This window comes from Roseibium sp. (assembly GCF_965216085.1).
GTDB lineage: Bacteria > Pseudomonadota > Alphaproteobacteria > Rhizobiales > Stappiaceae > Roseibium.
The window spans coordinates 4,528,356-4,554,969 of record NZ_OZ244138.1; the positions used below are offsets into that span (position 1 = coordinate 4,528,356).

At 55.9% G+C, this 26,614-nt stretch carries 27 protein-coding genes and 1 riboswitch; of the genes, 15 read left to right on the forward strand and 12 right to left on the reverse strand.

The features are described 5' to 3' along the window. Window positions 1–231: 231 nt before the first annotated feature. The 3 genes from ACOOFE_RS21275 to bcmE all read left to right on the forward strand — a co-directional run bounded on the left by ACOOFE_RS21275 (window position 232) and on the right by bcmE (window position 4,111). On the forward strand, window positions 232–1,326 hold the full coding sequence (locus ACOOFE_RS21275; protein ID WP_420411919.1) for a PKD domain-containing protein: 1,095 nt from the start codon (window positions 232–234) through the stop codon (window positions 1,324–1,326). Then, window positions 1,317–2,330: a TRAP transporter substrate-binding protein gene (locus ACOOFE_RS21280; RefSeq protein WP_420411920.1), complete on the forward strand. Its 1,014-nt coding sequence runs from the start codon at window positions 1,317–1,319 to the stop codon at window positions 2,328–2,330. Before ACOOFE_RS21275 ends, ACOOFE_RS21280 begins: the two co-directional genes overlap by 10 nt. Before the next feature lie 296 nt (window positions 2,331–2,626). Beyond that, window positions 2,627–4,111: a thiamine pyridinylase gene (bcmE, locus tag ACOOFE_RS21285; RefSeq protein WP_420411921.1), complete on the forward strand. Its 1,485-nt coding sequence runs from the start codon at window positions 2,627–2,629 to the stop codon at window positions 4,109–4,111. A 65-nt stretch (window positions 4,112–4,176) separates the two neighbouring features. On the opposite strand, the gene ACOOFE_RS21290 is transcribed toward bcmE, so the two are convergent. Further along, window positions 4,177–5,688, reverse strand: coding sequence for an AMP nucleosidase (locus ACOOFE_RS21290; RefSeq protein ID WP_420411922.1), 1,512 nt, complete (start codon window positions 5,686–5,688; stop codon window positions 4,177–4,179). Window positions 5,689–5,883: 195 nt separating this feature from the next. Here ACOOFE_RS21290 and ACOOFE_RS21295 point away from each other — a divergent pair, with 195 nt between their 5' ends. From ACOOFE_RS21295 to adh, 7 genes are all read left to right on the forward strand, one after another. Further along, window positions 5,884–6,684: a transporter substrate-binding domain-containing protein gene (locus tag ACOOFE_RS21295; protein WP_420415616.1), complete on the forward strand. Its 801-nt coding sequence runs from the start codon at window positions 5,884–5,886 to the stop codon at window positions 6,682–6,684. A gap of 378 nt (window positions 6,685–7,062) precedes the next feature. Then, window positions 7,063–7,869, forward strand: coding sequence for an amino acid ABC transporter permease (locus ACOOFE_RS21300; protein WP_420411923.1), 807 nt, complete (start codon window positions 7,063–7,065; stop codon window positions 7,867–7,869). A gap of 18 nt (window positions 7,870–7,887) precedes the next feature. Then, window positions 7,888–8,292, forward strand: a complete 405-nt coding sequence (locus ACOOFE_RS21305; RefSeq protein ID WP_420411924.1) for a hypothetical protein — start codon at window positions 7,888–7,890, stop codon at window positions 8,290–8,292. A gap of 75 nt (window positions 8,293–8,367) precedes the next feature. Further along, window positions 8,368–9,054, forward strand: a complete 687-nt coding sequence (locus tag ACOOFE_RS21310) for a DNA-3-methyladenine glycosylase I (RefSeq protein WP_420411925.1) — start codon at window positions 8,368–8,370, stop codon at window positions 9,052–9,054. Between the two features lie 131 nt (window positions 9,055–9,185). Further along, window positions 9,186–10,325 (forward strand): site-specific DNA-methyltransferase, encoded by a 1,140-nt coding sequence (locus tag ACOOFE_RS21315; RefSeq protein ID WP_420411926.1) that lies wholly within the window; start codon window positions 9,186–9,188, stop codon window positions 10,323–10,325. Between the two features lie 543 nt (window positions 10,326–10,868). Further along, entirely contained in the window at window positions 10,869–11,783 is a 915-nt protein-coding gene (locus ACOOFE_RS21320) for a helix-turn-helix domain-containing protein (RefSeq protein ID WP_420411927.1), read from the forward strand. Between the two features lie 105 nt (window positions 11,784–11,888). Further along, window positions 11,889–13,409 carry an aldehyde dehydrogenase gene (gene adh, locus ACOOFE_RS21325; protein WP_420411928.1) on the forward strand — a complete coding sequence of 507 codons (1,521 nt, stop codon included), beginning with the start codon at window positions 11,889–11,891 and terminating at the stop codon, window positions 13,407–13,409. A 777-nt stretch (window positions 13,410–14,186) separates the two neighbouring features. Here adh and ACOOFE_RS21330 read toward each other — a convergent pair. Next, window positions 14,187–14,579: a winged helix-turn-helix transcriptional regulator gene (locus ACOOFE_RS21330; protein WP_420411929.1), complete on the reverse strand. Its 393-nt coding sequence runs from the start codon at window positions 14,577–14,579 to the stop codon at window positions 14,187–14,189. A 153-nt stretch (window positions 14,580–14,732) separates the two neighbouring features. On the opposite strand from ACOOFE_RS21330, the gene ACOOFE_RS21335 reads away from it, so the two are divergent. The 3 genes from ACOOFE_RS21335 to ACOOFE_RS21345 are packed head-to-tail and all read left to right on the forward strand — an operon-like array spanning window position 14,733 to window position 15,943. Further along, complete coding sequence (locus tag ACOOFE_RS21335) at window positions 14,733–15,347, forward strand: glutathione S-transferase C-terminal domain-containing protein (protein WP_420411930.1); 615 nt, start codon at window positions 14,733–14,735, stop codon at window positions 15,345–15,347. Continuing rightward, entirely contained in the window at window positions 15,344–15,730 is a 387-nt protein-coding gene (locus tag ACOOFE_RS21340) for a nuclear transport factor 2 family protein (protein WP_420411931.1), read from the forward strand. Before ACOOFE_RS21335 ends, ACOOFE_RS21340 begins: the two co-directional genes overlap by 4 nt. 3 nt (window positions 15,731–15,733) lie before the next feature. Continuing rightward, complete coding sequence (locus tag ACOOFE_RS21345) at window positions 15,734–15,943, forward strand: tautomerase family protein (protein WP_420411932.1); 210 nt, start codon at window positions 15,734–15,736, stop codon at window positions 15,941–15,943. A 59-nt stretch (window positions 15,944–16,002) separates the two neighbouring features. Here the strand turns inward: ACOOFE_RS21345 and folE are convergent, their stop codons facing one another. From folE to ACOOFE_RS21360, 3 genes are all read right to left on the reverse strand, one after another. Beyond that, window positions 16,003–16,656: a GTP cyclohydrolase I FolE gene (folE, locus tag ACOOFE_RS21350; RefSeq protein WP_420411933.1), complete on the reverse strand. Its 654-nt coding sequence runs from the start codon at window positions 16,654–16,656 to the stop codon at window positions 16,003–16,005. A gap of 243 nt (window positions 16,657–16,899) precedes the next feature. Next, entirely contained in the window at window positions 16,900–18,177 is a 1,278-nt protein-coding gene (tyrS, locus tag ACOOFE_RS21355; RefSeq protein WP_420411934.1) for a tyrosine--tRNA ligase, read from the reverse strand. 277 nt (window positions 18,178–18,454) lie between these two features. After that, a complete protein-coding gene (locus ACOOFE_RS21360; protein WP_420411935.1) occupies window positions 18,455–18,904 on the reverse strand; it encodes a MarR family winged helix-turn-helix transcriptional regulator in 450 nt (149 codons plus the stop codon). 95 nt (window positions 18,905–18,999) lie between these two features. On the opposite strand from ACOOFE_RS21360, the gene ACOOFE_RS21365 reads away from it, so the two are divergent. Continuing rightward, complete coding sequence (locus ACOOFE_RS21365) at window positions 19,000–19,698, forward strand: glutathione S-transferase family protein (RefSeq protein WP_420411936.1); 699 nt, start codon at window positions 19,000–19,002, stop codon at window positions 19,696–19,698. Window positions 19,699–19,703: 5 nt separating this feature from the next. Here ACOOFE_RS21365 and ACOOFE_RS21370 read toward each other — a convergent pair whose 3' ends face one another. The 7 genes from ACOOFE_RS21370 to ACOOFE_RS21400 form a co-directional block, all read right to left on the reverse strand. Then, window positions 19,704–20,360, reverse strand: coding sequence for a cysteine hydrolase family protein (locus ACOOFE_RS21370; protein WP_420411937.1), 657 nt, complete (start codon window positions 20,358–20,360; stop codon window positions 19,704–19,706). Between the two features lie 24 nt (window positions 20,361–20,384). Next, a complete protein-coding gene (locus tag ACOOFE_RS21375) occupies window positions 20,385–20,867 on the reverse strand; it encodes a MarR family winged helix-turn-helix transcriptional regulator (protein WP_420411938.1) in 483 nt (160 codons plus the stop codon). 100 nt (window positions 20,868–20,967) lie between these two features. Beyond that, window positions 20,968–21,915: a glycoside hydrolase family 18 protein gene (locus tag ACOOFE_RS21380; RefSeq protein ID WP_420411939.1), complete on the reverse strand. Its 948-nt coding sequence runs from the start codon at window positions 21,913–21,915 to the stop codon at window positions 20,968–20,970. Window positions 21,916–22,410: 495 nt separating this feature from the next. Next, window positions 22,411–22,896 (reverse strand): OsmC family protein, encoded by a 486-nt coding sequence (locus ACOOFE_RS21385; protein ID WP_420411940.1) that lies wholly within the window; start codon window positions 22,894–22,896, stop codon window positions 22,411–22,413. A 3-nt stretch (window positions 22,897–22,899) separates the two neighbouring features. After that, window positions 22,900–23,271, reverse strand: coding sequence for a glycine cleavage system protein GcvH (gene gcvH, locus ACOOFE_RS21390; protein WP_420411941.1), 372 nt, complete (start codon window positions 23,269–23,271; stop codon window positions 22,900–22,902). A 26-nt stretch (window positions 23,272–23,297) separates the two neighbouring features. Next, window positions 23,298–24,452 (reverse strand): glycine cleavage system aminomethyltransferase GcvT, encoded by a 1,155-nt coding sequence (gcvT, locus tag ACOOFE_RS21395; protein ID WP_420411942.1) that lies wholly within the window; start codon window positions 24,450–24,452, stop codon window positions 23,298–23,300. 184 nt (window positions 24,453–24,636) lie between these two features. Continuing rightward, a riboswitch (glycine riboswitch) is annotated at window positions 24,637–24,729 on the reverse strand. A 145-nt stretch (window positions 24,730–24,874) separates the two neighbouring features. Next, entirely contained in the window at window positions 24,875–25,459 is a 585-nt protein-coding gene (locus ACOOFE_RS21400) for a hypothetical protein (protein ID WP_141188940.1), read from the reverse strand. 177 nt (window positions 25,460–25,636) lie between these two features. Between ACOOFE_RS21400 and ispH the strand changes: the two genes are divergently transcribed. Then, window positions 25,637–26,611, forward strand: coding sequence for a 4-hydroxy-3-methylbut-2-enyl diphosphate reductase (gene ispH, locus ACOOFE_RS21405; RefSeq protein ID WP_420411943.1), 975 nt, complete (start codon window positions 25,637–25,639; stop codon window positions 26,609–26,611). The last annotated feature ends 3 nt before the right edge of the window (window positions 26,612–26,614 follow it).

Sequence of the window (26,614 nt, forward strand, 5' to 3'; positions counted from 1 at the left end):
TGTTTCTTCGATATGGCAAACTCAAACCCAATTGGCATTACTTAAAAGTCGTTTTTGAGACCGTCTAAAACCAGCAGTAGCCGGATGGTTTTCACTGTCCGGCGCTCGGCAAGGCTAAAGTGAACCGGCTATTTTGCCGTAACACCACAACCAACACCATTGGATGCTTATCCCTTTTTTGCTATAATAAGTTGCGGCAAATAACATCAATTTCGAATTAGGTTATTTCTCGTGGCTGAAGACACCTCTGAAACGTCTTCTGGATCACAATCCAGCGGACAGAACTTATTTTTAGGGCTGGCTGGTCTGGTGCTTGGCGTCTTGGGCGGCTCCGGCGGAATGGCGCTCGGCTTTTATGACCGGATATTTCCGGAAAACAAATCGCCAACCGCAAGTCTGGAAGTTTATCCCGGCAGCGGTGAGGCGCCGCATCGTGCCCTCTTGATCGCATCCGGGTCATCCGATCCCGAGGGGGGAGATTTGCGCTTTGCCTGGAAGATCAATTCCGACAGCATGAACGCATCGGACCCTGTCATAGAACACACGTTCAACGAACCGGGCAGATACGCAGTCAATGTGAATGTCCAGGATACGGCCAACCTAACCGCCACGACAGCAAGGGTAATTGAAGTCAAAGAAGCGTTTGACCGGAACTCATTTCTCCAAACTGTCGACGGTATTGAAGACCGGATTGAGCTCGGTGATTTTGTTGGCGCGATCGATATCGCCAACCCTGTCCGTTATGCCTGCGGCACCCGGGTTCCCCCTCAGGAATGCGCCAAAATTCATCGGCTAGCCGCCGAAGCCCATCGCAATCGCGGTGAGTTTGACCATGGCGTTTCGGCAATGAAAATCGCAGTAAGCCTGCACCCCGATGATGTGTTCTACAAGGTCGAAATGGCGACACATTATCTTTTGATTGGCAGAGGGGACAAAGCGATTGAGCAGTTAGAACCGCTCCTTGCGGATCAAATTGGCGGCACCCCGGTTGTCTATTTTGCGGCCCTCGCCCGCGCAATGCAGTCAGATTACGACAAAGCAATCGAGCTCTTGAGTCCGGTGCGCGGCCGGCTGGGGCCATATCATAAGGCGGTCAATTTTACGCATCAGGTCGTTGACGTCCTGTCCAGCGATGCCAGGGAGTTTCAGGAAGCTGGCAAAGTGCGGACCATCTTGTGCGAAGAGCCCAAGTTCAAACAGGTCATTGCCTCCGGAAAGCTTTTTGGGAACGCGCATCTCCAAAGCCTTCATGTGATGGTTGGCCAGTTGACTATGCAGGATCATGCGCGGTTGACATCAGCATTGGAGAATGCGGCATGCGACTAGTCAGATGGGCAATTGTCCTTTGTCTCACGCTTTCTTCCAGTATGTATTCTTCGGCAACATTTGCCGGGTTTGGCGGTGAAAGTTTGCGGATCGTTCACACCTTTCCGGCGAACCATCCAGTTCATCAACGCCTCACGGACATGCTGCCTGATCTTCAGGAAGAGTCCGATTATACGGTCCGATTTGAGCTCTATTCGGCCGAGGAAGTTGGCGGTTGGCGCCAAGTGGTCCGGGGGCTGGATGGGGGGCGATACGACTTTGTCCTGAGCCGCGCCGACCTTCTCTCAGCCAATGGCATCGATATCGGCCCGTTAGGACGGAGCGATCTCTTCATAGATTTCTCCACGTGGAAAAACCTTCCCGACAGCTCAGGCGAAGACGCCGTCAAAGAGCTTTTTGCGGAAAGCGATCTCGACTTTCTGGGCGCGGCATGGCTTTCGTCGGACTATCTGGTTACACAAACCAATGTCGATGATTTGTCGGACCTTCAAGGCCTCATTGTGCGGACACCACCCGAAACAATGTCTTCAGGCCTTTATAAAATGCTCGGTATGGAACCGGTCACCATTGGGTTGCACGAAACTTTTCTGGCCATGGAACGGGGTATGGTCGATGCCGCTGTTCTGACGGCTTCTGGTTCGTACTGGACAGCCTACTGGGACACCAGTGCCAAGCTAACTGGCCACGGCAACACCCTGATCAGCGACCCGGTCGGTGGCCAAGTCGCGTGGCTGGTGGCCCGCAACAATTGGCAGGAAAAACTGGACGACTTTACAGCCTCTCAGGTCAAGAAGGTGCTTGGTGAGGCGATGCTGCGCCTTGGAACAGACCTGCACGCCTCTCAGCAAAACCTTCTAAAGTCCGTGTCTCAAAAAGGGGCGACATTAACCCAATTGAGCGACCAGGACCGGGACCAAATGATAAATGCGGTCCAAGAAGCCTGGCGGACAAGCTTTTCGCCCCGAGACCGCAGCATTGCCGAGCGGATGGTCGGAAGCAGGTAGCCTAATTAGGTGACTGTACCGCCATGTCCGCGAAACTTTTGAACCTGTGAGGCTGCAGAGGCATCCGTAGCTGGACCTCAAGTAAGCCCAGCTCCTTGAGCCGTTATTATATTGCTGTGATTACTTTTAGCCACGCTGCGGTCAGGCCACCCGGCACCATCGAAGCCCCTATAAATTGTAATATATTTTTCTTATATTTTTGATTGCATAACGTTGCGGCAGCATGCCACACTCAATCCGGTCGATGACATTCGAAAGGGTGAGCAATGCCAGAGCATTTCCGGAACATCGCGATCATGAAAAGCGCCGTAGTCCTCGGCGTTTTGATTTCGACAGACGTCTCAGCCCAGAACTGCGATGCGATCTGCACCAACGGCGAAAGCTGCATCTCGGCTGCCGTATATCCCTATGTGCCTGATATGGGCGCCTTTACCTCCGCCATCTGCTCGGCATGGCAGTCGGCAGGCCAAACCGAAAAGCTCTATCTGATCGCAGATGAGACTGTCTGGGACGGTGGGTACGATTCCAATCCGGTTTATACAAACGGCAGCGGCAGCCAGGTTCCGATCGATGTCTTTGTCTATGACGCGATGTATCTGGAGTACTGGAAAACGCAAACTGCGCAAATTCCGGCAGCGCAGATCACCAATCAGTCGGATTTCGTGCCTTATGCAGAAACCGCACTCAAATTGCCCAACAATGATATGTATGCGCTGCCCATGTTGGGCTGCACCAACATCATGTTCTACCGCAACGGCGATACTGGCATGGGCGGCGTGACGACGCTGTCGGAGTTCGAGCAGGTCAATCCTGATGGCATTTACATCAGCCCGGTGCCTTTCGGTATGACAGGCACGATGATGAATATGGCCGGTAAAACGACCATCGGTGTCAACTATATGGTCAAAGGCTATCTGGACACCGGCACTTGGCCATCAATGAGCCAGCTCGATCAATCGATCATCCAATCTCTTGCGGATATTTCTGAAACAGCAAGCTATTACAATGCATTGACCGGAGCCATCCCGCCTTTACAAGGTGTGGAAGACCAATATGTCCGGGCGGGATATTTCAGTGCTGGCTATGGCCGCACATCCATCGGATTTTCTGAGAGTATGTCTCAGATGTCGGCCTCCACACGCCAGAATTTGCGGCTCCGCGCCTTCCCGTGGACGGACAACACCGCGTCACCGAATATGTTTTATGCCGATGTTGCGGGTGTGAACCGCAATTCGCCGTTCCTTGCAAACAACGGAACGCTACCGTTTGTGCTGGCGAACATTATGACCGAGCAGGCAACTGTGCAAAACGCCATCGCACCGTCGGGTGGTGACCTCTCCTATCTCTTTCCGGCCCGGACCAGTGTCCTGAATGCACTGAGCTCGGTTGATCCGCTCTATGGACAGATGTCGGACATCTTGAACGCAAAAACCACACAGCTCGTCAGCATGCCGACGACCGACCGGACCGCGTTTCACAGTTTCGGCGGCAATGTTCAATCGGCAGTTCTAGGAACCTTTAGCGGGCACTGCGATCTGGAAAGCACAACGTTCCCAGGGGACAATTCTCAAGCCCCTTCAATCTGTTCGCCGCTTTGCCAGTCGGCAGGCGGCTGGGTTGGCTCTTGGACCAACCAATCGCCCCCAGCCTGGCCGGGATACTCGGCATGTGGCTGTTCAAAGTGCATCCAGGCGTCTCCTCTGCCGCAATCCGTTCAAGAGGAAGAAGCAACCACAATGGTGCAATCCGGCCCAGCTCTGAAACGCTATATGCGTAACTAGACTTCGCCGGTCTGAAATCGAAACGCGGCCCCGCAAAGGCCGCGTTTTCTTGTTTGCTTGGGCCGTTACTGAAACGCGGTTTCGGCAAAGCTTCTGAGTTTGCGGGAATGCAGGCGGTCGGCGGGCATGTCGCGCATTTTTTCCAGCGACCGAATGCCGATCTCCAGATGCTGGGCAACCTGGCGCTTGTAAAAATCTGTCGCCATGCCCGGCAGCTTCAATTCGCCGTGCAGCGGCTTGTCGGAGATGCAGAGCAGCGTTCCATAGGGCACGCGGAAGCGGAAACCATTGGCGGCAATGGTCGCCGATTCCATATCGAGCGCAATCGCGCGGGACTGGGAGAACCGTTTGACCAGTTCCGGCTGATCCCAAAGCTCCCAGTTCCGGTTGTCCAGCGAGACAACCGTGCCAGTGCGCATGACACGCTTTAGATCATAGCCGTCATAGCCGGTGATTTCCGCAACCGCATCTTCCAACGCGACTTGCACCTCGGCCAATGGCGGAATTGGCACCCAGGTCGGCAAATCCTGATCCAAAACGTTGTCATCACGCACATAGCCATGGGCAAGCACATAATCACCCAGCGTCTGGCTGTTTCGAAGGCCCGCGCAGTGTCCCAGCATCAGCCAGACATGGGGGCGCAAAACGGCAACATGGTCGGTGATTGTCTTGGCGTTGGATGGTCCGACGCCAATGTTGACCATGGTGATGCCGCCACCATCGGCGCGCTTTAAGTGATAGGCAGGCATTTGCGGCAGTTTGGCCGGTTCCACACCGCTGCACGGCGCGGTGTCTCCTGCCTTGGTCAGCACATTGCCGGGTGAGACAAAGGCCTCATAACCGCTGTCCGGATCTGCCAGGAACTCCTGGGACATGCGGCAGAATTCGTCGATATAGAACTGATAGTTCGTGAAAAGCACATAGTTCTGAAAATGCTCTGCGGCGGTCGCCGTATAGTGTTGCAACCGGTGCAAGGAATAGTCGACGCGCGGTGCGGTGAATGAGGCCAGCGGCATCACACCATCGGCCGGCTCATAGGTGCCATTGGCAATGGAATCGTCCATCACCGTCAGATCCGGCAGGTCGAACATATCCGCCAGCGGCCGGTCCAGGTGCGCGGCTGCCGCACCGCCTTCCACATGAGTGCCGTCATAAAAGGCGAAATGCAGCGGGATCGGCATGTCGCTGTCACCGATCAAGACCGGAACCTCATGGTTCTTCATCAACAGTGACAACTGGTCTTCAAGATAGTGCCGGTAAAGATCCGGCCGCGTAATGGTCGACGCATGGCTCCCGGGACCAGAAACAAACCCATAGGACAAGCGGCTGTCATGGCGGATATGGCTGTCGGTGACGATTTGAACCTGCGGGTAAAACGCCCGCACCCGATGATCGAGCTTTTTCCCGTCCAGAAGATCCTGGAAATGTCTTCTCAAAAAGGCTGTGTTGGCTTCGAAAATCTCAATGAGCCGTTCAACGGCTGCCTTGGCATCGCTGAAAACTTCAAGAGGGTGCGCGGGTGCCAGCCGCGTTGGCCGGGCGGTTTGCTGAAAAGCCCTATGGATCGGGTTGGTCATAAAAATCATCCTTATTGTTGTTATCCTTCAACCCTCTCGCCAGATGCCTCTGCGGTCAATAGCGGAGTGATAATTTTTGAATATTTTTTCAGGCGAAGAAAATATTTTCGCAGCAAGCATTGTAAAACATCGCGAGGTGGACTTTCGCAGTTTCGGGCGAGCCGATAAGCTCGGGGCATCCACCACTTGAGGTTTATTATGTTCCGCTCGATGCAGTCTCTCCTTCTTGGCACATTCGCTCTTCTGGCAGTTGGCAGCGCCCAGGCAGAAAGCCTTCCGGACCTGAAGGGCCGGGAGATCGTCGTCGCCTCTGAAAACACCTACCCGCCGATGCAATTCATCGATCCGGCAACGGGCCAGCCAGCAGGCTGGGAATATGATGCCGTTGCAGAAATCGCCAAGCGGCTGAACGCGACGATTACGTACGAAAACCTCAGCTGGGACGCCATGATCCCAGCCATTTCAGCCGGTGAATACGACATGGCCATGAACGGCATCACCATCCGCGCCGACCGGGCGGAAAAGGTCGACTTCTCTGAACCTTACATCCGCTCTGAAATGTTCATGCTGGTGCGCGCCGATGAAGACCGGTTTTCGAAACCGGAAGAGTTCGCCGCCAACGCCGATTTTCTGGCAGGCGCACAGCCAGGCACCACGCCCTTTTATGTCACCGTCTATGAAGTCCTGGATGGCGATGAAACCAATCCACGCATCAAACTGTTCGAAACCTTCGGCGCGGCTGTCCAGGCACTCAAAACCGGCGATGTTGATCTGGTCCTGACCGACAGCACCGGCGGACAGGGGTATGTGACCGCCAACCCGGACACGTTCAAACTCATTGGTGACCCGATGGGCTCTGAAGACTTCGGTTTTATCTTTCCAAAAGGCTCGGACTTGATCGCGCCCATCAATGCGGCCATCGCCAGCCTGCGGGCCGACGGCACTTTGGAAGCGCTGAACAAGAAGTGGTTCTTTGAATATAAGGCAGCGCAATAGGTCCGATCGTAGGAACACTCACTCAGGCGGCAAAGGATACGCGGTCGCCACAGGCACGACAGTCCTCCCCGGCGCAGCGGAGCGTAGACCGGGGATCTACTCGTTTGCAGAGACTTTCCGGCCAAAGCTCAATGCCTGCAGCAAGCGGCAATGAGAGTAGATCCCCGCACATATCCGGTTTCGGGGGCGGGGATGACATACGGCAAAAATCTTGTTTCCTAATCCCGCAAAACAGAGCGTTAAAGCAGGACAATTTGAATATGCAATTGCCCTGTCCGCAAGCGGAGTTTCCGATAGCCACGACCTAAAACTCAGCTATCCTTTCTGACTTTAGTGCACTCAATCCCCTCTCCGGAACGCCAATCACGGGCACACCTCATGCTTTCAAAAAAGTCCAAGGCGAATGCTCAGCAACAAGACTTTCCCTATTGGCTGCTGGCGGCCTGTCTGATTGCGGTTTTTTTCCTGTTTCAGATCGCCACCGACGACATCTATTCAAAGGTCATGGCGACCGTGTCCCGGGGGATCGGCATTACCATCTTTGTTACGCTGACGGCCTTTTTGTTCGCCTCAATGCTGGGCCTGCTATTGGCGGTTGCCTCCTTGTCCGGATCACTTCTCCTGCGCCAAACGGCCCGCTTTTACATCGAGATCGTGCGCGGTCTGCCCATTATCGTGCTGCTTCTTTACATAGCCTTTGTCGGCACCCCGCTGATCGTCATGGGGTTTAATGCGGTTCTGGAGCCACTCGGAATAGACACCCTCCGCACCCGCGACTTTCCGCTGTTGTGGCGGGCCATCACAGCGCTGACGATCGGCTATTCGGCCTTCATCGCCGAAGTCTTCCGGGCCGGCATTCAAGCGGTGGATACGGGGCAGATCGAAGCAGCCAAGGCTCTCGGCCTTGGCCGCTGGCTGCGTTTCCGACTGATCATCTTCCCGCAAGCGCTCAAAACCATCCTGCCGCCCCTCGGCAATGACTTTGTCGCAATGGTCAAAGACAGTTCGCTGGTGTCTGTTCTGGGCGTCACCGATATCACCCAACTCGGCAAGGTCTATGCCGCCGGATCCTTCCGGTATCTGGAAACTTATAATGTGGTGGCGCTCATTTATCTGATGATGACCATCTCGCTGTCCCTCGCCTTGCGAAAGTTTGAGCGGACAAGGGATACCAAGGCGGGGTAGCTTTTTATGGAAAAAGACATGAAAGGCCCCCTAGTTAAACAAGCCGGGCGCGAGCTCCTGCGCGAGGGGGATCTGCCAAAGATCCGAGGCCCTTTTGCTCAAACCATGATCCGGTTCAACAACCATATGGAACGGGTACCTTTGTCACCGGAGGAGATGAAGCAGTTTCTTTCGTTCCGGCTCGACACGGTATGGAAGGCAAAAAAACGATCCAGCTGGTTGGGAGGCCGCTTGTTCAATTACTTCGCCGTTGGAGATCCTGACTATCTGCAAATGTCAGGTGCAAGGGTCGGGGAAGTCTTGGCATTGGCTGGTTATAATGTCCCCGATGTGCTCGATGCGCTCACCGAATACCATGTCAGACGCGATATCGTTGAAGAAGCCTATTTCAGGTTCAACAAACAGCAAGTCGCAAACAGTTGATTGTTCAAGCCTATTGCTTTCTGATGCTTACCCTGATGATCTCATCACCGTAAAAACAGTTCGTGGATTTTCGGGATGAAATCATTTGAAGAAATTGAAAACCTGGCCATCGAGAAAAAAGGCGGCGCGGACCAGCTTGCCGCCCTGCTTGCGGACAACGACTACATGAAGTCGCCGGAGGAGCTGGAAAAAATCGGAGATGACCGCTGGCTGGCGATGTTCACCAAGACGATTTTCCAAGCCGGGTTTTCCTGGAAGGTGATTGAGAAGAAGTGGCCGGGTTTTGAAGAGGCCTTCGAAGGGTTTGACACTGCCCGCCTCGCCTTTTTGCCGGACGAGGCTTTCGAGGACCTGCTTCACAACAAGAACATTGTCCGCAACGCCATGAAGATCAAATCCGTGCAGGCGAACGCGGTCTTCCTGCGGGATCTGGCGCAAGAACATGGCAGCGCGTCAAAGTTCTTTGCTGAGTATCCGGTCGAAGATCAAATCGGCCTGATGGAGCTTTTGAAAAAGCGCGGCAGCCGGCTTGGCGGCAACTCCGGCCAGTATGCGCTTCGCTTCATGGGAAAGGAGAGTTTCATCCTCTCACGCGACGTGGTTAACGCTCTTATCCGTGAAAATGTCATTGGCAATGAGTCCATGTCGAAAAAAAATCTGAACGCGATTCAGGCCGCTTTTAACCATTGGCGGTCAACTTCCGGCCGCTCGATGAATGAAATCAGCAGAATTCTGGCGTTTTCGGTCGGACCCTCTCATTAACTTCTCATTTAACTTTTACCATTGTAAACAAAGCATTGATTCAAAGAGAATTTTTGTTTTGACCGCTTAACGCCTGATTTACCAAAAGCGGTAACCATGACACTCGAAATTGCGTGAGGTATTGCGTCGCAATGAGAGTACTGCGTACCGGGGTGTCCCCTGTGGCACCCCACCCAACATCTTCAACGGAAGCCAACGCTTCCTGGTTGAACACAATCTTGAAGGGCGACTGCGTAGCCGCCCTTGAGAAGCTGCCGTCCCGGTCTGTCGACCTGGTTTTCGCGGATCCGCCCTACAATCTTCAGCTGGGCGGCGACCTGCACCGGCCGGATCAGTCCAAGGTGGATGCCTGCGACGATCACTGGGACCAGTTTGAGAGCTTTGAGGCCTACGACGCCTTCACCCGCGCTTGGCTGCTCGCCACCCGCCGGGTGATGAAGCCGGACGGCTCGCTGTATGTCATCGGCTCTTATCATAATATCTTCCGGGTCGGCGCGATCCTTCAAGATCTCGGCTTCTGGATCATGAACGACATCGTCTGGCTGAAGTCGAACCCAATGCCGAACTTCCGCGGCAAACGGTTCACCAATGCCCATGAGACGATGATCTGGGCGACCAAGTCGAAGGACGCCAAACCGACCTTTAACTACGATGCTCTGAAGACCTTCAATGAAGATCTCCAGATGCGCTCCGACTGGCACCTGCCGCTGTGCACGGGGTCTGAACGGCTGAAGGGAAAAGATGGCCAGAAGGTGCATCCAACCCAAAAACCGGAAGCGCTGCTTTACCGGGTACTGACAGCCTCGTCCAAACCGGGCGACGTGGTGCTCGACCCGTTCTTCGGCACCGGCACCACTGGGGCTGTCGCGAAAAAACTCGGCCGGAACTATGTCGGTGTGGAGCGCGAGCAAGACTATATCGATGCAGCAACGGCGCGGATCGCGGATATCCAGCCGGGCGACGAAAAAGCGCTGGAGATGCAACAGGGCAAACGGGCCCAGAAGCGTATTCCGTTTGGCACGCTTTTAGAAAACGGCCTTTTGGAAGCAGGTACCGAGCTGACGTGTTCTAAAGGCAAACACCTGGCGATTGTCCGGGCAGATGGATCGCTGAAGTCAGGCGATCACACCGGGTCGATCCACAAGGTGGGTGCTTTGGTTCAAGGTCAGGAAGCCTGCAACGGCTGGACCTTCTGGCACACGAACGAAGGATCAAAAAAGTCGCCGATCGACGAACTGCGCAAGGAAATCAGGTCCCGCCTGCAGGCATAAGCAGGAAACCAAGCAAAAGCGACCTTCGCGTTCCCCGCGAATACCTTGAAACCCCGTCTTCCAAAATGGAAGGCGGGTTTTTTGTTTTGGAGAATGCGAGCGCAGCACCCTCTATTTTCGCCTCGGCCGTAGCAAAGCGGAGAGCCGGGGCCTACTCGTCTACAGAGATCCTGTTTCTAAGCCCCAAAGTTGCGGCAAGCGGGTCTGAGAGTAGGCCCCGGGTCGTCACTTACGTTCGCCCGGGGTGACAGGTTTTTGGGGTTTATCAGCTGCCGTCCCGGACTTGAACCGGGACCTTGTCATATCCGGCCGGTTCCGGCTCAAAGGCCAGGACTGCGGAGAGGAAAGCGGCCACTATCCCTCGACTTAAGACCCTGTACCTTAGGCCAGCTAGCAAAATATCCGCTTCGTTGATAACCTGCCGCTCAGTTGCCGGATGAGGACCGGCAACGCCTTACATTTCATGGGAGGAGCGCTATTTCCGGCGCACAGGAACACGTTGAAACGGTTCTGAGGACCGTTCAATCAGGGTCGGCCCCTGCCTTGTCGCGGATCGCAGCCTCCTGGCGGCGGTCGCTGGATAAGCATGGCCTGGACCCAGCAGCAGGCCGCACCCGGGACCGGATCCCGGCGGACGATCTTCGCCGGCGGAAAGAACGAGCGGCGCCTTTGCTCAAAATCGCAGCTCCGAAACTCGACCAGCTGTTTGGCCTTGTCGGCCATTCCGGCTGCACTGTGGCGCTCACCGATGCCCAGGGCATCGTCATTGAACAACACTATTCCGCGGCCGATGCCGACGCTTTTGACAGCTGGGGTCTGGCCCAGGGCAGCGATTGGAGCGAGGGCGCGGAAGGCACCAACGGGATCGGCACCTGCCTCGCCGAACAGCGCCAGTTGATCATCCACCGGCATGAGCACTTTCTGGCCAGAAACGTCGGTATGAGCTGCATGGACGCTCCGATATACGGTGCGGACGGGACTTTGGCAGGCGCCCTTGATGTGTCTTCGGCAAGGGCCGATCAGACCGAAGCGTTCAACCGGTTGATTGCGGCCATGGCCGTACAGACCGCCCGCCACATTGAAGCCGAGACCTTCCGGGCAGCGTTCCCGAAAGCGCGGATCATTTGCGCCGACAACGACAGTGCGGAAACAGCCCTTTTGCTGGCGGTCGATGAGGACGACATCGTCATCGGCGCGACCAGAGGTGCTCGGGAGGTTTTCGGCCTGGATGTTTCCGGGCCGGTCTCTCCCCTACCCGCATCCGACCTGCTGGGCCAGGAGGATGGCCCCACCGGTTTTGAAAAAGCCGAGCGGGCCGCAATTAACCGTGCTTTGACCCGGGCGAATGGCAATGTGTCGAAAGCGGCCCGGGCTCTTGGAATTGGCCGGGCAACGCTCTACCGCCGGATGAAACGGCTTTCCATCGGTGAATTTTCGAGCAACCTGTCTCAATCCTGAAACACTTCCCGCGGGCTTCGTTTTCCAGGCTGCTGACAGCGACACTCCCGACTTGCAATTTCCTCTCAGCTCCGGTGGAGGACCGGACGAACGGAGGAAAATTTTATGAACGAGATGCCGAAATTCACGCAAGAAAGCGGCGCGCCTTTCAAGACACGCTATGACAACTACATCGGTGGCAAATTCGTTGCCCCGGTCAACGGCCGTTATTTCACCAACACCACGCCGATCACCGGTGCGCCCGTCGGCGAGATCGCCCGCTCTGATGCCGCCGACGTAGAGCTCGCTCTGGATGCGGCCCACGCCGCCAAGGACGCCTGGGGCAAGACACCGGCTGCGGAACGCTCCAACATCCTTTTGAAAATCGCCGATGTCATGGAGGCCAACCTGGATCTTCTGGCGCAAGCCGAAACCTGGGACAACGGCAAACCGATCCGCGAGACGACCAACGCCGACATTCCGCTGGCCATTGATCACTTTCGCTATTTCGCGGGTGTTCTGCGCGGCCAGGAAGGCTCCATGTCGGAGATCGATGCCGATACGGTTGCCTACCACTTCCATGAGCCGCTCGGCGTCGTCGGTCAGATCATCCCGTGGAATTTTTCGATCCTGATGGCCGCTTGGAAACTCGCACCAGCGCTGGCTGCAGGCAACTGCATCGTCCTGAAACCGGCCGAACAAACGCCAGCCGCCATCATGGTTCTGGCCGAGCTGCTCGGTGATTTGCTGCCAGCCGGTGTCTTGAACATCGTCAACGGCTATGGCGCGGAAGTCGGCGCACCTTTGGCCAAATCCGGCCGCATTGCCAAGATCGCCTTCACCGGGTCCACCCAGACCGGCCGCATGATCATGCAGTATGCCACGGAAAACCTGATCCCGGTCACTCTGGAGCTGGGCGGCAAATCGCCGAACATCTTCTTCTCCGACGTCATGCGCGAAGACGATGCCTTCCTCGACAAGGCCGTCGAAGGGTTTGTGCTGTTTGCCTTCAACCAGGGCGAAGTCTGCACCTGCCCGAGCCGAGCGCTCATTCAGGAAGACATCTATGAGGCCTTTATTGAAAAGGCGATTGCCCGGGTGAAAGCCATCAAACAGGGCGATCCGCGCCTGGCCGACACCATGGTTGGCGCGCAAGCGAGCCGCGAGCAGCAGGACAAGATCCTCTCCTATCTGACCATCGGTGTTGAAGAAGGCGCGGAAGTTCTGGTCGGCGGTCAGGAGGCCAAGTTCGACGGTGATCTCTCCGGTGGCTATTACATCCAGCCGACTATCCTGAAGGGCCACAACAAGATGCGGGTCTTCCAGGAGGAAATCTTTGGCCCGGTCGTTTCCGTGACCACCTTCAAGGACGAGGCAGAAGCGCTCGCCATTGCCAATGACACCATGTACGGCCTGGGCGCCGGTGTCTGGTCGCGCGATGCCAACACCTGCTACCGCTTTGGCCGGGCAATTGAAGCCGGCCGTGTCTGGGTGAACAACTATCACGCCTATCCGGCTCATGCGGCCTTCGGGGGCTACAAGCAGTCGGGCATTGGCCGGGAAACCCACAAGATGATGCTGGAACACTACCAGCAAACCAAAAACATCCTGATGAGTTACAACCCGAACAAGCTCGGTTTCTTCTAAGATTTTTTCATTTCATGAATAAAGGAGGCGGCCGTTTTGGCTGCCTTTTTTGCAAGTAGGCCTAGATCATTGACACTGACATTTCCCCCCAAGAAATGTCACCCCGGTCGCAGCGGAGCGGAAAGCTGGGGCCTACTCGTTCGAAAAGCATTTCATTTAGCAGCACAGAACCCGCCGCAGGCACTTGCCCCGGCGTTTTACGTCAGAAATCCGCTCAATCGAACGGGATGGCAGGCGCGCCGGACTTGCCGGGCGATCGGTGGGTAGTGAGATAAGTGGCAAGGCGCCGCGCCTGCCCGAAGGCTTTTCCCGGCCAGCTGTCTTGTCTTTTCTCGGAAATTTGGCACTGTGCCACAACGGGCACTGGCACATCAGAGAAAACCTTCCGGCCTAAGCCGCCTCCGTCTGGAACCCGGATGCAAGCCTAATAACCGGCTGACTGCTGGTGGCGCTCCGTCTGATCCGTTACCTCAGAAACGCGCCAAACCTCCGGCTTCTGCCGCCGCGAACGGACGGTCCACTCTCGGCCCCGTGGGACAGGAACGGGACACAGCATACGGGCGGATTTCCGAGCGTGGATAAGTTTCACCTGTGTCAGGTGGAACAGTGAGGACTGTCATCCCCGGCTCGTCCGGGGATCTACTCTCCGCGCAACTTGCCGCAGCCCAAATTCTCAGAACTCAAGGCTCTGCAAACGCGTGGATCCCCGGTCTCCGCTTTACTGCGTCGGGGATGGCTGAAGTGTTATACGTTTCCCGCCTAAAGTTCCTGCGCCTCTCACGCAGGCTCAAGCGCCTGCGCCAGATAGTCCTCGGCTGCCTGTTCGCTTTCATAATAGCCGCTGCGCTGCTTGAGTTTATGGCCGACACGGACAATTCCTTCGAGCGCCGGAATGAGTTCTTCGCCAATTGCTGTCAGTTCATATTCGACCGAGGGCGGCGAGGTTGGGCGGACATGACGTTGAATAACCTGCCTGTCTTCCAGTTCTTTCAGGCGGGCCGACAGAACCTTGGCCGAGACCGGCGGAATATCTGCTCTGAGTTCACTAAAGCGGCGCGGGCCGGCTCTGAGGCACCAGATGACGTTCGGCGCCCAGGCCCCCGAAATCACCTGCATGCATTCCGTCAAAAGGCAGGGCGCTGGCGGCTTCGGGCTTTGATTCTTACGCATTTTCAACGCCATAGGTCTCGCTCCGGCAGCACGTCAAACAAGCAGAGGTTTCTCCGCGGTAACTCGATATTCTTAGTTACCATTAGTTACCTACTTGTCAATGGAAACTTTAGTCCGCATCTTCCCGTCATCACAAAGCGACGGAGCCAATCCATGAAACTCTTTTACAAATCAGGCGCCTGTTCCATGGCTGCACACATCCTCTTGAATGAGGTCAATGCCACTTATGCTCTTGAGAAAGTGGATACGGACAAAGGTGAAATAGAAAGCGGCGGGGCGTACGCACGGATCAATCCGCGCGGTTATGTGCCAGCCCTGAAGTTCGACAACGGGTCTATCCTCACCGAAAATGTCGCTATCCTGACCTGGCTGTCTGAAACCTATCCGGAATTGTCCGCCGCCAATGCCAACGATCCGCTGCAAAAGTTCCGGATGCTGGAGGCGCTCAGCTTCCTGACCTCTGAATTGCACAAGGCCTTTGGGCCGTATTTCTCCGGCAAGACATTCTCAGACGAGCAGACTGCCCAGAACCTCAAAGCGTTGAAGGCGAAAATCTCTCAATTCGAAGCGATGCTGCCAAAAGACGGCGAATATCTTCTGGGCGGTTCGTTTTCGGTGGCAGATGCCTACGCCTTCGTCATTCTGAATTGGGCGGGTTTTCTCAACATTCCCTTGACCGATTGGCCGCGGACCGAGCGGTACGTCGCGCGCATCAAGGACCGCCCAGCGACCCAGCGTGCGATTCAAGAAGAAGGGCTGGCCGTATGAGCAGCGCATTCAATGAGCTACAGCCGGTGATTTCCGACTATTTCGACGCGCTTTATCACTGCGATACGGAGCTGCTGCAAAAAGTGTTTCATCCAAAGGCGGTCTATGCAACTGCCGATGAAGCCCCCCTGCTGCACCGGACCATGGAAGACTATGTCCCGGTGGTCGCAGCCCGCCAGTCACCGGCCTCGCGCGGAGAAACCCGCACAGATGCCATTGAGGAGATCCAATTTGCCGGTGGGAACACCGCGTTCGCGCGCGTGCGCTGCTCAATCGGCCAGAGCGACTTTGTCGACTTCTTGACCTTTGTGCGCACAGACGGCCGCTGGCAGATCATGTCGAAGATTTTTCAGATCATCCCACGTCAAGCAAGGAGCGCTTGACCCATGCCCTATGTCCATATTCAAGTGACCGACGAAGGGGTCAGCAAAGAGCAAAAGGCCGACCTCATCAAAGGCGCAACGGATCTGCTGGTCGATGTTCTAAACAAGGATCCAGCCACCACGTTTGTCGTGATCGAAGAAGTCAAAATGGAAGACTGGGGCGTCGGCGGCCTTCCGGTTCAAGAGTACCGGGCACAATTGACGCGCTCCTGAAACCCTTCCAAAATAGCCTTTGAGGGCTCCGGGACAAACCCGAGCCCTCAACCTGCTGTTCAGCCAAATGTTTCCTGTGATCCAGCAATCGAGCTCAGAAAATCCCGCCGAAGGTCTTTGTCCGTCGAAAACGCACCGAGCATGCGGCGCGTCATCATGGAAACACCCGGCTTTTTGATGCCGCGAGTGGTCATGCACATGTGCGCGGCCTCCATAACAACGGCAACGCCGCGTGGCTGCAGAGCCGTGTCGATGGCGTCTGCGATCTGGGCTGTTAGCGTTTCCTGAATTTGCAGGCGCTTGGCAAAGACCTCGACGACGCGCGCCAACTTGCTGATACCGACGACCCGTCCGGCCGGAAGATAAGCGATGTGCACCTTGCCGATGATCGGCACAATGTGGTGTTCGCAGTGGGATTCGAACCGCATGTTTTTCAAAACAATCAGGTCATCATATCCATCTGTTTCTTCAAAGGTCCGCTGCAACATTTCGACTGGGTCAGTCTGATACCCTTCGAAAAACTCTTCATAGGCCCGCACAACCCGGGATGGCGTATCAACAAGACCTTCCCGGTCCGGATTATCCCCTGCCCACTCGATCATCACCCGGACCGCCGCTTCGGCATCCTCCCGCTTCGGCCGGCGGTGCGCGCTGTTGCTTTTGTGGTGCGTGTTTGCCGACGATGCACCTTCAATGGCTTCAACCAATGACATTCTTTACTCCAGATCGAAAACCTCACATCTGTAATGTTATAACTTTACTCATTGTAATTGAAAGACATCTGATTGAACCGCACGTTCGTTATGTGCCAAAGATTTTCAGAAAATCGCAGTCGCTTGCCGTTTCCTTCAGAAAATCAGCGGGTTCAAAATGCTGTGTCGACAAGTTGTCGTGGCCAAATTGCATTCTGGGGTGATGGCGGGCCACTCATCCTGCTGTGACCCACCAAACTTAAGTTATTCAAACCCAATCAGCGCTTTACGGCGTTTGCCGACGGACAGTGACAGCCGGTCGTTGGCACCGAGATCGCCGGAAGAAATGCGGCGGCGGGCATCGTCGACCACCCGGTTGTTGAGCCGGACACCGCCGCCTTCCACCAGGCGCCGGGCTTCGCCGTTGGAGGCGGCAAAACCGGCTGCCACCACCAGTTCCAGAAGGCCCAACCCTTCAGCCAAGGTTGGCAGAGCCATGGTGTGGGTTGGTTCGGTCAGCTCCGCATCTCCGGAAAACAGTGCATCGCCCTGCTCAAGTGCCGCCCTTGCTTCTTCCGGGCCATGCACAATGGCTGTCACCTGCGTTGCCAGGATTTTCTTGGCTTCGTTCAGCTCTGCGCCCTGCAATTCTGACAGGCGCTCAACTTCGCGCATCGGCAGTTCGGTGAAGAGCCGCAGGAATTTGGCAACATCAGCATCAGCCGTGTTGCGCCAGAACTGCCAGAAACCGAAGGGCGACAGGTGTTCGGGATGCAGCCAGACGGCCCCAGCAGCTGTTTTGCCCATCTTGGATCCGCTGGCCGTGGTTAGAAGCGGCACAGTCAAGCCATGCAGCTTGCGCCCGTCGCGGCGGCCAAGCTCGACCCCGTTGACGATGTTGCCCCATTGGTCCGATCCGCCGACCTGTAGAACGCAGTCGTGGCGTTTGGCGAGTTCCAGAAAATCAACCGCCTGCAGCATCATGTAGCAGAATTCCAAAACCGTCAGCGGCATCTGCGCTTCCAGCCGGGATTTCACACTGTCGAAGGTCATCATGCGGTTGACGGTGAACTGAGACCCGTAGTCGCGCAGGAATTCAAGGAAGCGGAACTCGTTGAGCCACTCTGCATTGTCGACAAGCAGCGCGCCGTCTGGGCCGTCCATGTCGACGAGCCGTTCCACCGACCGGCGGATGGTGGCGATGTTCGCTGCGATCTGGCGCTCTTCCAGAAGCGGGCGGGCCTCATTTCTAAAACTCGGATCGCCGACCTGGCTGGTGCCACCGCCCAAAACAACAATCGGCCGGTGCCCGAGTTTTTGCAGCCACCGCAGGGTCATCAGCGGCATTAAATGGCCGACGTGCAGGCTGGCGGCCGTGGCATCGAACCCGGCGTAGGCGGTGATCGATCCGTCGGTGAGGCGCTTGTCGAGGGCTTCCAGATCCGTTGCCTGGTGCACTAGCCCGCGCTCCAGCAGCACCGATAGGGCTTCGGATTTGAGTTTGGTCGCCGGTTTTCCGGCTTCGATCATGTGTTTGGTCATTTTCGGCTTCCTGGGTCTTTCGGGAGTTCCCGCCAGGGGCCGGTATCTAAAAACCAAAAAGCCGCCTGACGCGGCGGCTTTTTAGGTTTGATTTGTCAGAGCAAGATCCTACGCAGCCGCCGGTATGTCGGTGACGTAATAAAAATACACGAAGGATGCGGTCATCTTGGTCATGCCAGTTTAGATGCGCGAAGGAGCGCTCAGAGTCAAGCCGCCCTGCCAAAACAATTTTTTTTGGGCGTTCAAGACCAGGCCGCATTTCAGATGCTACCGGCTCCTACTTCGGCAGGACCTTGCCCAGAATTCTCCAGAGATCCGCTGCGTCTTCCAGCGATAGGTGATCGGAAAACTCACGCCGGACAGCGGCCTCATAGGCGGGCCACATTTTGTCGAGCAAATCTGCGCCCTTGGAGGTCAAACAGATGACCTTGCCCCGGCCATCGTCTGGGGCTGCCTGTTTTCCGACCAGGCCGGCGGCGGCCAGCCGGTCGATCAGGCGGGACACGTTGTATTGAGCCAGCAGCACCCGTTTTTCGATCTCGATTGGTCTCAGAGCTTTTTCAGGTCCCCGGCGCAGCTCCAGGAGGACGTCGTACCAGCTCAAAGGCGGAAACCCGTCCGCCTTCAGCTGTGTTTCGACACGATCAAGAACAACTGTGCTTGCCCGTTGCAGGCGGGCCCAAGCGTCCATGAAATCTGGTGTTTCGTGGGCTGTCTTTTCATCCATGCACCCTCATAGGCGTTTAATGCAGATGCATCAATCTTGATTTTAATGCAGCTGCATTTATATATTCATGCATCTGCATGAAACTGGAGTCTCTCATGACCACACCCCTCACCCTCGTCAGCCACACACTTTGCCCCTATGTTCAGCGTGCTGCGATCCTGCTGGACGAAAAGAACCAGGCTTTTGAGCGCATCTACATTGATTTGGCGAACAAACCCGCGTGGTTCAAACGCGTCTCGCCGCTTGGCAAGGTTCCACTGCTCAAGATTGCGGACGGTAGCTACCTGTTTGAATCCGCGCCCATTCTGGAATATCTGGACGAAACCATCGGAGTGCCGTTTCATCCGCAAGATCCGGCGGAACGCGCCCGGCACCGGGCCTATATTGAATATGCGTCGCAGATCCTGAATGCGATTGGCACGCTCTACAACGCGAAAGATCAAGAGGCTTTCCGGTCAGCGGAAGCAAATCTCAGATCGAAATTCGAACACCTTGAAACGGCACTTTCGCCAGATGCCCCCTTCTTCTCGGGCAAGGATTTTTCACTGGTCGATTGTGCCTTTGCACCCGTGTTCAGGTATTTCGATGTTTTTGAAAGCCTCACACATCTGACCGTTTTGGATGACCTGAAGACCACCAAAAACTGGCGCGCCAAACTGTCCAGCCGTCCCTCCGTTCAGCGTGCAGTGAAGGACACCTATGCTGAGGACCTGAAGCATTTCCTACACAAACGTGACAGCTGGATGTCGGAACTGTTGAGAGCTCACGAAACGGCGACAGCGGCTGCCGAATAGGCCTGTTATGCTGTCTGGATAACAGCCCCAAGGTCCTTCAACGCCGTTTTGACAGACGGCCATTTTTCCGGTGTGACCGTTAGAAGTGCCGGTTCAACAATGTCGACCGAATACCCCCGGTTCATCGCCCCTCTGGCGGTGAACTGGACACATTGACAGGCGTCCAACCCAGTTAGGCGGAGGTGACCGATAGTCCGCTGTGCCAAGTAAGCCTCAAGCTCGGGATTATAAAACGCATCGCCAATCGGCTTTTCAAAAACCGGCGCGTCGCCGACCTTGAGATCCCTATCAAAGGCCAGCCCTTTGCGCCCTGGTGTGCCGATGCCGCCCATCAAAAGCTTCATTGCCAAAATGACGGGCCAATGGCGGAAAACCTGCTTGATGAAGATAACATCCTCGCCGTTTTGCCGGGCCGCTTCAATGTCCCTGTTGATCCGGTCAATCGCTTGGGCCCGTTTCTCATCGGGATAGGGTTTTGGGCCGTTGCGGGTAAAGTCCTCCTGCACATCGATCACAAGGAGTGCTGTCTTTGGCCGGGCATTCCGGTCGATCGGTTGGCCCTTTGTGGGGGCGCTGGAGATTTTAACGACCCAGAAAAAATAACCTACCGCCGCCAAAACCGGCGCTGAAAGGGCAATTAAAACAAGCGTTAAAAGCGACATTTTCCGCTCCTGATTTCAAGAGATTCATTCCAGGCCGCGCGGGCGGTCCGGATCGTCTTCAAATTCGGCAAAATGATCGAGCATGGCACATAAGACACGCTGGGAAGCCTGCAGCTCGTCTTTGGAAAAGAGTTCACTGACCGCATCCATGGCATCGTTTTCTTTGGCCCGGATGCCGCCAAAAACGGTGTGCCCCGTCTCGGAGAGACCAAAAAGCGGTGAGCGTTTGTGGGCAGGGTTTGGGCGCCGCTCCACAAGATGCAAACCTTCCAGCTGGTTCACCAACAACTGGATCTGCTGGCGCGCCAAAAACAGCACCCGGCCAATATCCGGCACAGACATCGGGCCGAGTTCCTCCAGCACTTCCATGACGGCGCGCATGCCAACAGAGATGCCAGACCCGTCCAGATTCGCCTCCACCGCCCGCGCAAGACGGCGGTGCACGGGCCGGATCAGCCGCACCAGTTCATAGAGCTCAGCGGATTTTGGTTTGCTTGATTTTATCATGACAATATATATGTCATAATGACAAATATATTGTCAATATATTATAGAGCTGTGGCTGAATGGATCGATGGGGCTGGCTAAATCCCTTAGCAGCCGGAAATCATGCGTCGGCCAAAGCTTGTTCGAGCGCCCCCTGTATCGTCTTGCCCCAACTGTTGGCGGTTTCGGTCGAGCTCACATGCAATGAATACTGCCACGCCATCACACCGCCGAATTTGGCGCCAAAGTGGCTCATCAGAGGCTGAACCAGATACGTAACCGTGTCGGCGGCACTCAAGTATCCGGCCATGGTTTTGTTAAGGCCGGCATTATCCAGGCTGGTGACACGCCCCAAAACCAATTTTTCCACCGGTGTTGCTGCTTGCTCCGACAAAGCCAGGATCGACCAGCCCGGCGGCGTGCTGCCGGAAAGACCTGTGATCTTTTCCTTTTGCGCCGGACCGTCATTGGTGTTGCCGTTGTACCAGGTGCCGTTGTTGTAATATTGGATGTTGAACCAGTCGATGGCATCGCCTGCCGCCGAAGCGATCTGCGAATACGGCGCTTCTTTCCAGGCCGGATCAAAATAAGGCGCCTGCGGCGCGTGGGTCACGATCAGGGTCTTGTCTGCGGGCACGGCCGCCTTGAGCTCCTTGGACAGCGCAATCAGGAACTTTTTGGCGTCATAAGATGCCGCTGCCGGATTTTGAAGTGACGCTGTATCTTCAAAGTCAATATCAATGCCGTCGAAGTCATGTTTCACGGCATACTCAACCAAAGATTTGGCGAATGAGCTGACATTTAGTGAAGCGCTCTTCCAAGCCCCGGCCGGAATGTAATCTTCATCACCGCCCAAAGCGAACAGAACCTTCCGTTTGCCGTTTTCCTTGAGCTTCGGCACGAGCCCGGGTTCAGACAGGAATTTGTCAATGACAGCCGTATCGATGCCGCCGCTGACCGTCGGCACGATGAACGCCAGAATGACATGGGTAAACGCACTTCCAACGATCCCGTCGAGGGGCACATTGTTGCGGTTGTAGTAGATGATGTTGCGGGGTGTACCAGCCATGGCTCAACCTCCCTGCCGGTGTCACAGCGCGGCCTCTAGCGCCACAAGGAACCCAGTCGGCGCCGGCCAGCGCGACACCAAGATAACACAACCATTAAGTGCAATAAATCTAAACAAGCCCCAGCGCTCGAACCTACAGTCCAGCCTCTCTCCCTCGTCGAGATGCCAATAGATGCAGTGGAAGGTTGGCATAGCCGCCTTCGCTTCTCAGGATTAGGGCAAGGGCTTCCACGCGGATGAATGGAAAACGCACAATCAGCGGCACAATGCGCTGCCGGGGTGGCTGCCCCCCAAAATCTCTACGTCGTCTTCCCGGTCAAGCGGAGCCCGAGCCGGGATCGGAGAGCCAAAGATCTGGTGTTTCTAGCAAGATACATACTGACAAGCTCGGATCCACCGGTCCCGGATCTCCGCTTTGCCCTCGTCTGGGACGACGAAAAAAGGACGATGTCAGCAGTCTGAGCGGCGCAATGCGCCGCTCATTGTTTACAGAAACTACGGGGCAACCAGGCGAACCGGTTGCTCGTCCACCACAATCTCGCACTTCACTGAATTCGCGATGAAGCAGACATCGTGTGCCTTTTCATGCAGATCTGTAATCCAGGTCGGGTCAGGTTCGCTGTCTGCAACAAGGGTGATTTCGGGTTTTAAGACCACTTTGGTGATCGCCATTTTACCCCGGGCAATCCGGCTCATTTCGCCCGTGGCGTTGTCCCGGTAGCTGGCGATATTGTAACCAGCCCGCCGGGCAAGATCCAAAAACGACATCATGTGACAGGAAGAAATCGCTGCAACCAGTGCTTCTTCCGGGTCAACCGCTGCTTCAATCGAATGGGGCAAAGGCACCACCGTCGGCGATGCGCTTGCTGGGATTTTCAACCCACCGTCAAACTGCCAGATGTGACCTCGAGAATAGGCGTTGGCGGCATAGTCGCCATCACACGCCCACTCGATCACCGCTGTATAAAAATGCCCCGCCATAGTTCAGAGTGTCTCGACGTAGGCTTTGTAGGCCGCTTCGTCCATCAACTCAGACAGCTGGCTTTCATTGCTAACTTTCATTTTGATAAACCAAGCAGCACCTTCCGGGTCTTCGTTGACCTTCGCCGGCTCGTCGGCAAGCACTTCATTGGCTTCAGTCACTTCACCATCAATTGGCGCGTAGAGTTCGCTTGCCGCCTTGACGGATTCAACCACAGCCGCTTCATCACCCTGGGACAGTTCCTTGCCGGCTTCCGGCAGCTCAACAAACACAACGTCACCCAGCTGTTCTTGAGCATATCCGGTGATCCCGATGGTGGCTGTGTCACCTTCTACTGCAATCCATTCATGGTCTTTTGAAAAATATGTCGTCATTGTGTTTTCCGTTCTCTGGAGTGTTTTTAAGATTTCGGTTTTCGGTAGTAGCGGTTCGGCACAAACGGCATGTCCGCAACAGTTGCCGGCAAGCGGCGCCCCCGTACGATCAGGTCCAGTTTGGTACCGGTGGCCGCATGCTCAGCTGGAACGTACCCCATAGCGATTGGCGCACCGACGGTCGGCGCGAATCCGCCGGAGGTCAGAACACCGATCACCGGGCCATCCTCTGGCAGAGCAATCTCAGCGCCTTCACGGGCTGGGGCCTTGCCGTCGAGGCGCAGGCCAACGCGCAGGCGCGCCGTGCCGTCCGCAAGTTGCTTTTGAATTCGCGCATCACCGGGAAACCCTCCGTTTTCGCGGCGGCGTTTTTGCATACAGAAAGTAATGTTGCCTTCGACCGGTGACGTGCTGTCATCAATGTCATGACCATAAAGACAAAGTCCGGCTTCAAGGCGCAGACTGTCACGAGCGCCAAGACCGATGGCTTCAACCCGGTCATCGGCCAAAAGTGCGCGGGCGATTGCCTCGGCAGCCCCTGCCGGGACCGACATTTCCACACCGTCTTCGCCGGTGTAACCGGCGCGCGCGATGTGGCAGGCAATGCCATCAAATTCCATTGGGGCAGCGGACATAAAGCCAAGGTCCGCAGCAGCAGGTGCATGCGCTGCCACAGCCGCAACCGCTTCGGGACCCTGGACAGCGATCAGGGCCCGGTCCTCAACGATCTCCAGTTTCACATTATCCGGCAATTTGGCGCGGAAATGCGCATAGTCGGCATCCTTGCGTGCCGCATTGACAACCAGGAACAAGCGCCCATCCTCGTCCTCGGAAATCGAGCGTGTGACCATCAGGTCATCAAGGATACCGCCCTCGTCGTTCAAAAGAACAGTGTAGCGTTGCCGGCCAAGTCCAAGTTCAACGAAGTTGGACGGGGTCAGAGCCTCAAGGGCACGGGCCGTTGTCTCATGATCTGGGCCGACCAGAAATGCCTGCCCCATGTGTGAAACATCAAACAATCCCGCTTTTTCACGGGTCTGCAGATGCTCGCCCATGATGCCCAGCTTATATTGAACGGGCATGGAATAGCTGGCGAACGGCACCATTTTGCCGCCGAGCTCAATATGAAGGTCATGAAGGGGCGTTTGTTTCAGATCGGTATCTGCAACGGTGTCCGCCATGAACAGCCCTCGCGTTAGGGATTGCGCACTCGCGAACCATACCGCGAACGGATCCGGTTCGTTTGCACCCCCTCTGTCCGAGTACCTGAGAGATTTCCCGTCAGATCCCAAAAAACCTGGCGGTTACTCCTTCGGTGAGCAGTCCACGCAGTTGTCGGCGCAGATCACTGCTTTCCAGAGCGTTTGAGCCCATGCGGTCCTTTTGCCTGAGAGTTTCCGGGGCGGTTGCTCCTTCGGCGCCAGGAACTTTTCACCTGGCCTCTCCCGCAGTGGCGTTGCCGTGCGCAATACACGATTACCGGGGAACGACCCCGGCAGTTGCGGCAATTGTGGTTGGCCGACTCAACCTTGTCAATATGAGTCAGTGACCCCGCATTGACCCTTGGCTTAGCCTTTTGGCTATAGAGTAATTGGGTTAGGCGTCAGCGTTTTGTTTTGTCGGTAAAGCCGAATTCGATTTTCCGGCCCTGGTCCATCGGAATAACGAATCTCTCATCCACCATGGTCCAGCGCTGACCGCGCCCGCCTGTCTCAATTGACACCGGAATTTGCAGGACTTCAGACACAAGAGGCTTTTCTTTAGGGTCTGTGGAGACCGGGATGTTCACACGCATGGGCAAGACGATATCGCCGCCAGACCAGGCCGGTCCTGGCGTAACATCGCCGGAGAATCCGAGTTTCACACGCCGCTGACCATCATCGGCCCGCGAACAGCTTGCTGCCCAATCTTCAACAAGCGCCTGATAGATCAACGCATCCCGTTCACCTTCTTTGCCCCGCTGGAACTTGCGGATCAAATAGGCTCCATTCTTCAGCTGTAGCGGCGGGCACGGAACGGGCGGCGCGAACGTTTGCGAGGAGACCTGAACCGGTTCCGCACCACCGGAAATTACATTCTCCGCAAGATCACCAGCGGACCCACAGCCTGCAAGAAATGCAGCACAAAGCCCTGCAGAAAGACCCGCTTTATAGTTGACGTTAGACAGCGAAAGGAAAGCCTTGATCATCATCGACCCGTTGGAAACTAAGCACTAGGCGCAGCTTCATAGCAGGTGGCCAGCGGCTTGGCGAGACTGGCACGGGCATTTGTTACTCAGTGACATATATGGAAAGGGTGGGAAGCGGCTTGACAGAACACCCTGCCAAGCCCTTATTGCGCCAAACAAGGCTTATAAACGGGCATCATGACCAACAAACCTTCTTTAACGATCAAGCTGTGTGCGCCTCGGGGCTTTTGCGCCGGCGTTGACCGCGCGATCCAAATCGTTGAACTGGCGCTTCAGAAATACGGCCGCCCGGTCTATGTGCGCCACGAGATCGTGCACAACAAGTTTGTCGTGGATGGGCTGAAAGCCAAAGGCGCCGTTTTTGTCGAGGAACTGGAAGAGATCCCAGCAGAAGATGCTGACCGGCCTGTGATCTTTTCCGCTCATGGCGTACCGAAATCCGTGCCAGCCGATGCCCAGGCGCGCAAAATGTTCTATCTGGATGCGACCTGTCCGCTGGTCTCCAAAGTGCATAAAGAAGCCGAGATTCATTTCCGGCGCGAGCGGGAAATTCTTCTGATCGGCCATGCAGGTCATCCGGAAGTGATTGGCACAATGGGCCAATTGCCGGAAGGCACGGTAACTTTGATCGAAACCGAAGACGATGCGCGAAACTTTTCCCCGAAAACGGATAAGGAACTGGCGTTCATCACCCAGACGACACTGTCTGTTGACGACACCGCAGGCATCGTTGCTGCCCTCAAAGACCGGTTTCCAAATATTGTAGCACCTCACAAGGAAGACATCTGCTACGCCACCACGAACCGCCAGGAAGCGGTCAAACATGTGGCGCCAGATGTTGAAGCGATGATTGTGGTCGGCGCACCAAATTCCTCAAATTCGCAACGCCTAAGAGAGGTCGCTGAACGTGAGGGATGCCGGATCGCTGTCCTTCTGCAGCGGGCCAGTGAGATTAAGTGGTCCGATTTCGATGGCGTCAGCAGCCTGGGCCTAACCGCCGGAGCCTCTGCCCCTGAAACCTTGGTGGAAGAGATCATCAGCGCTTTTGAAAAACGCTTTGATGTCACCGTGGAGATCCATCGAACCGCGGAAGAAACCATCGCCTTTAACCTGCCACGCGAATTGCGTGATATTCCCGCGCAGCCGCAATAAGCC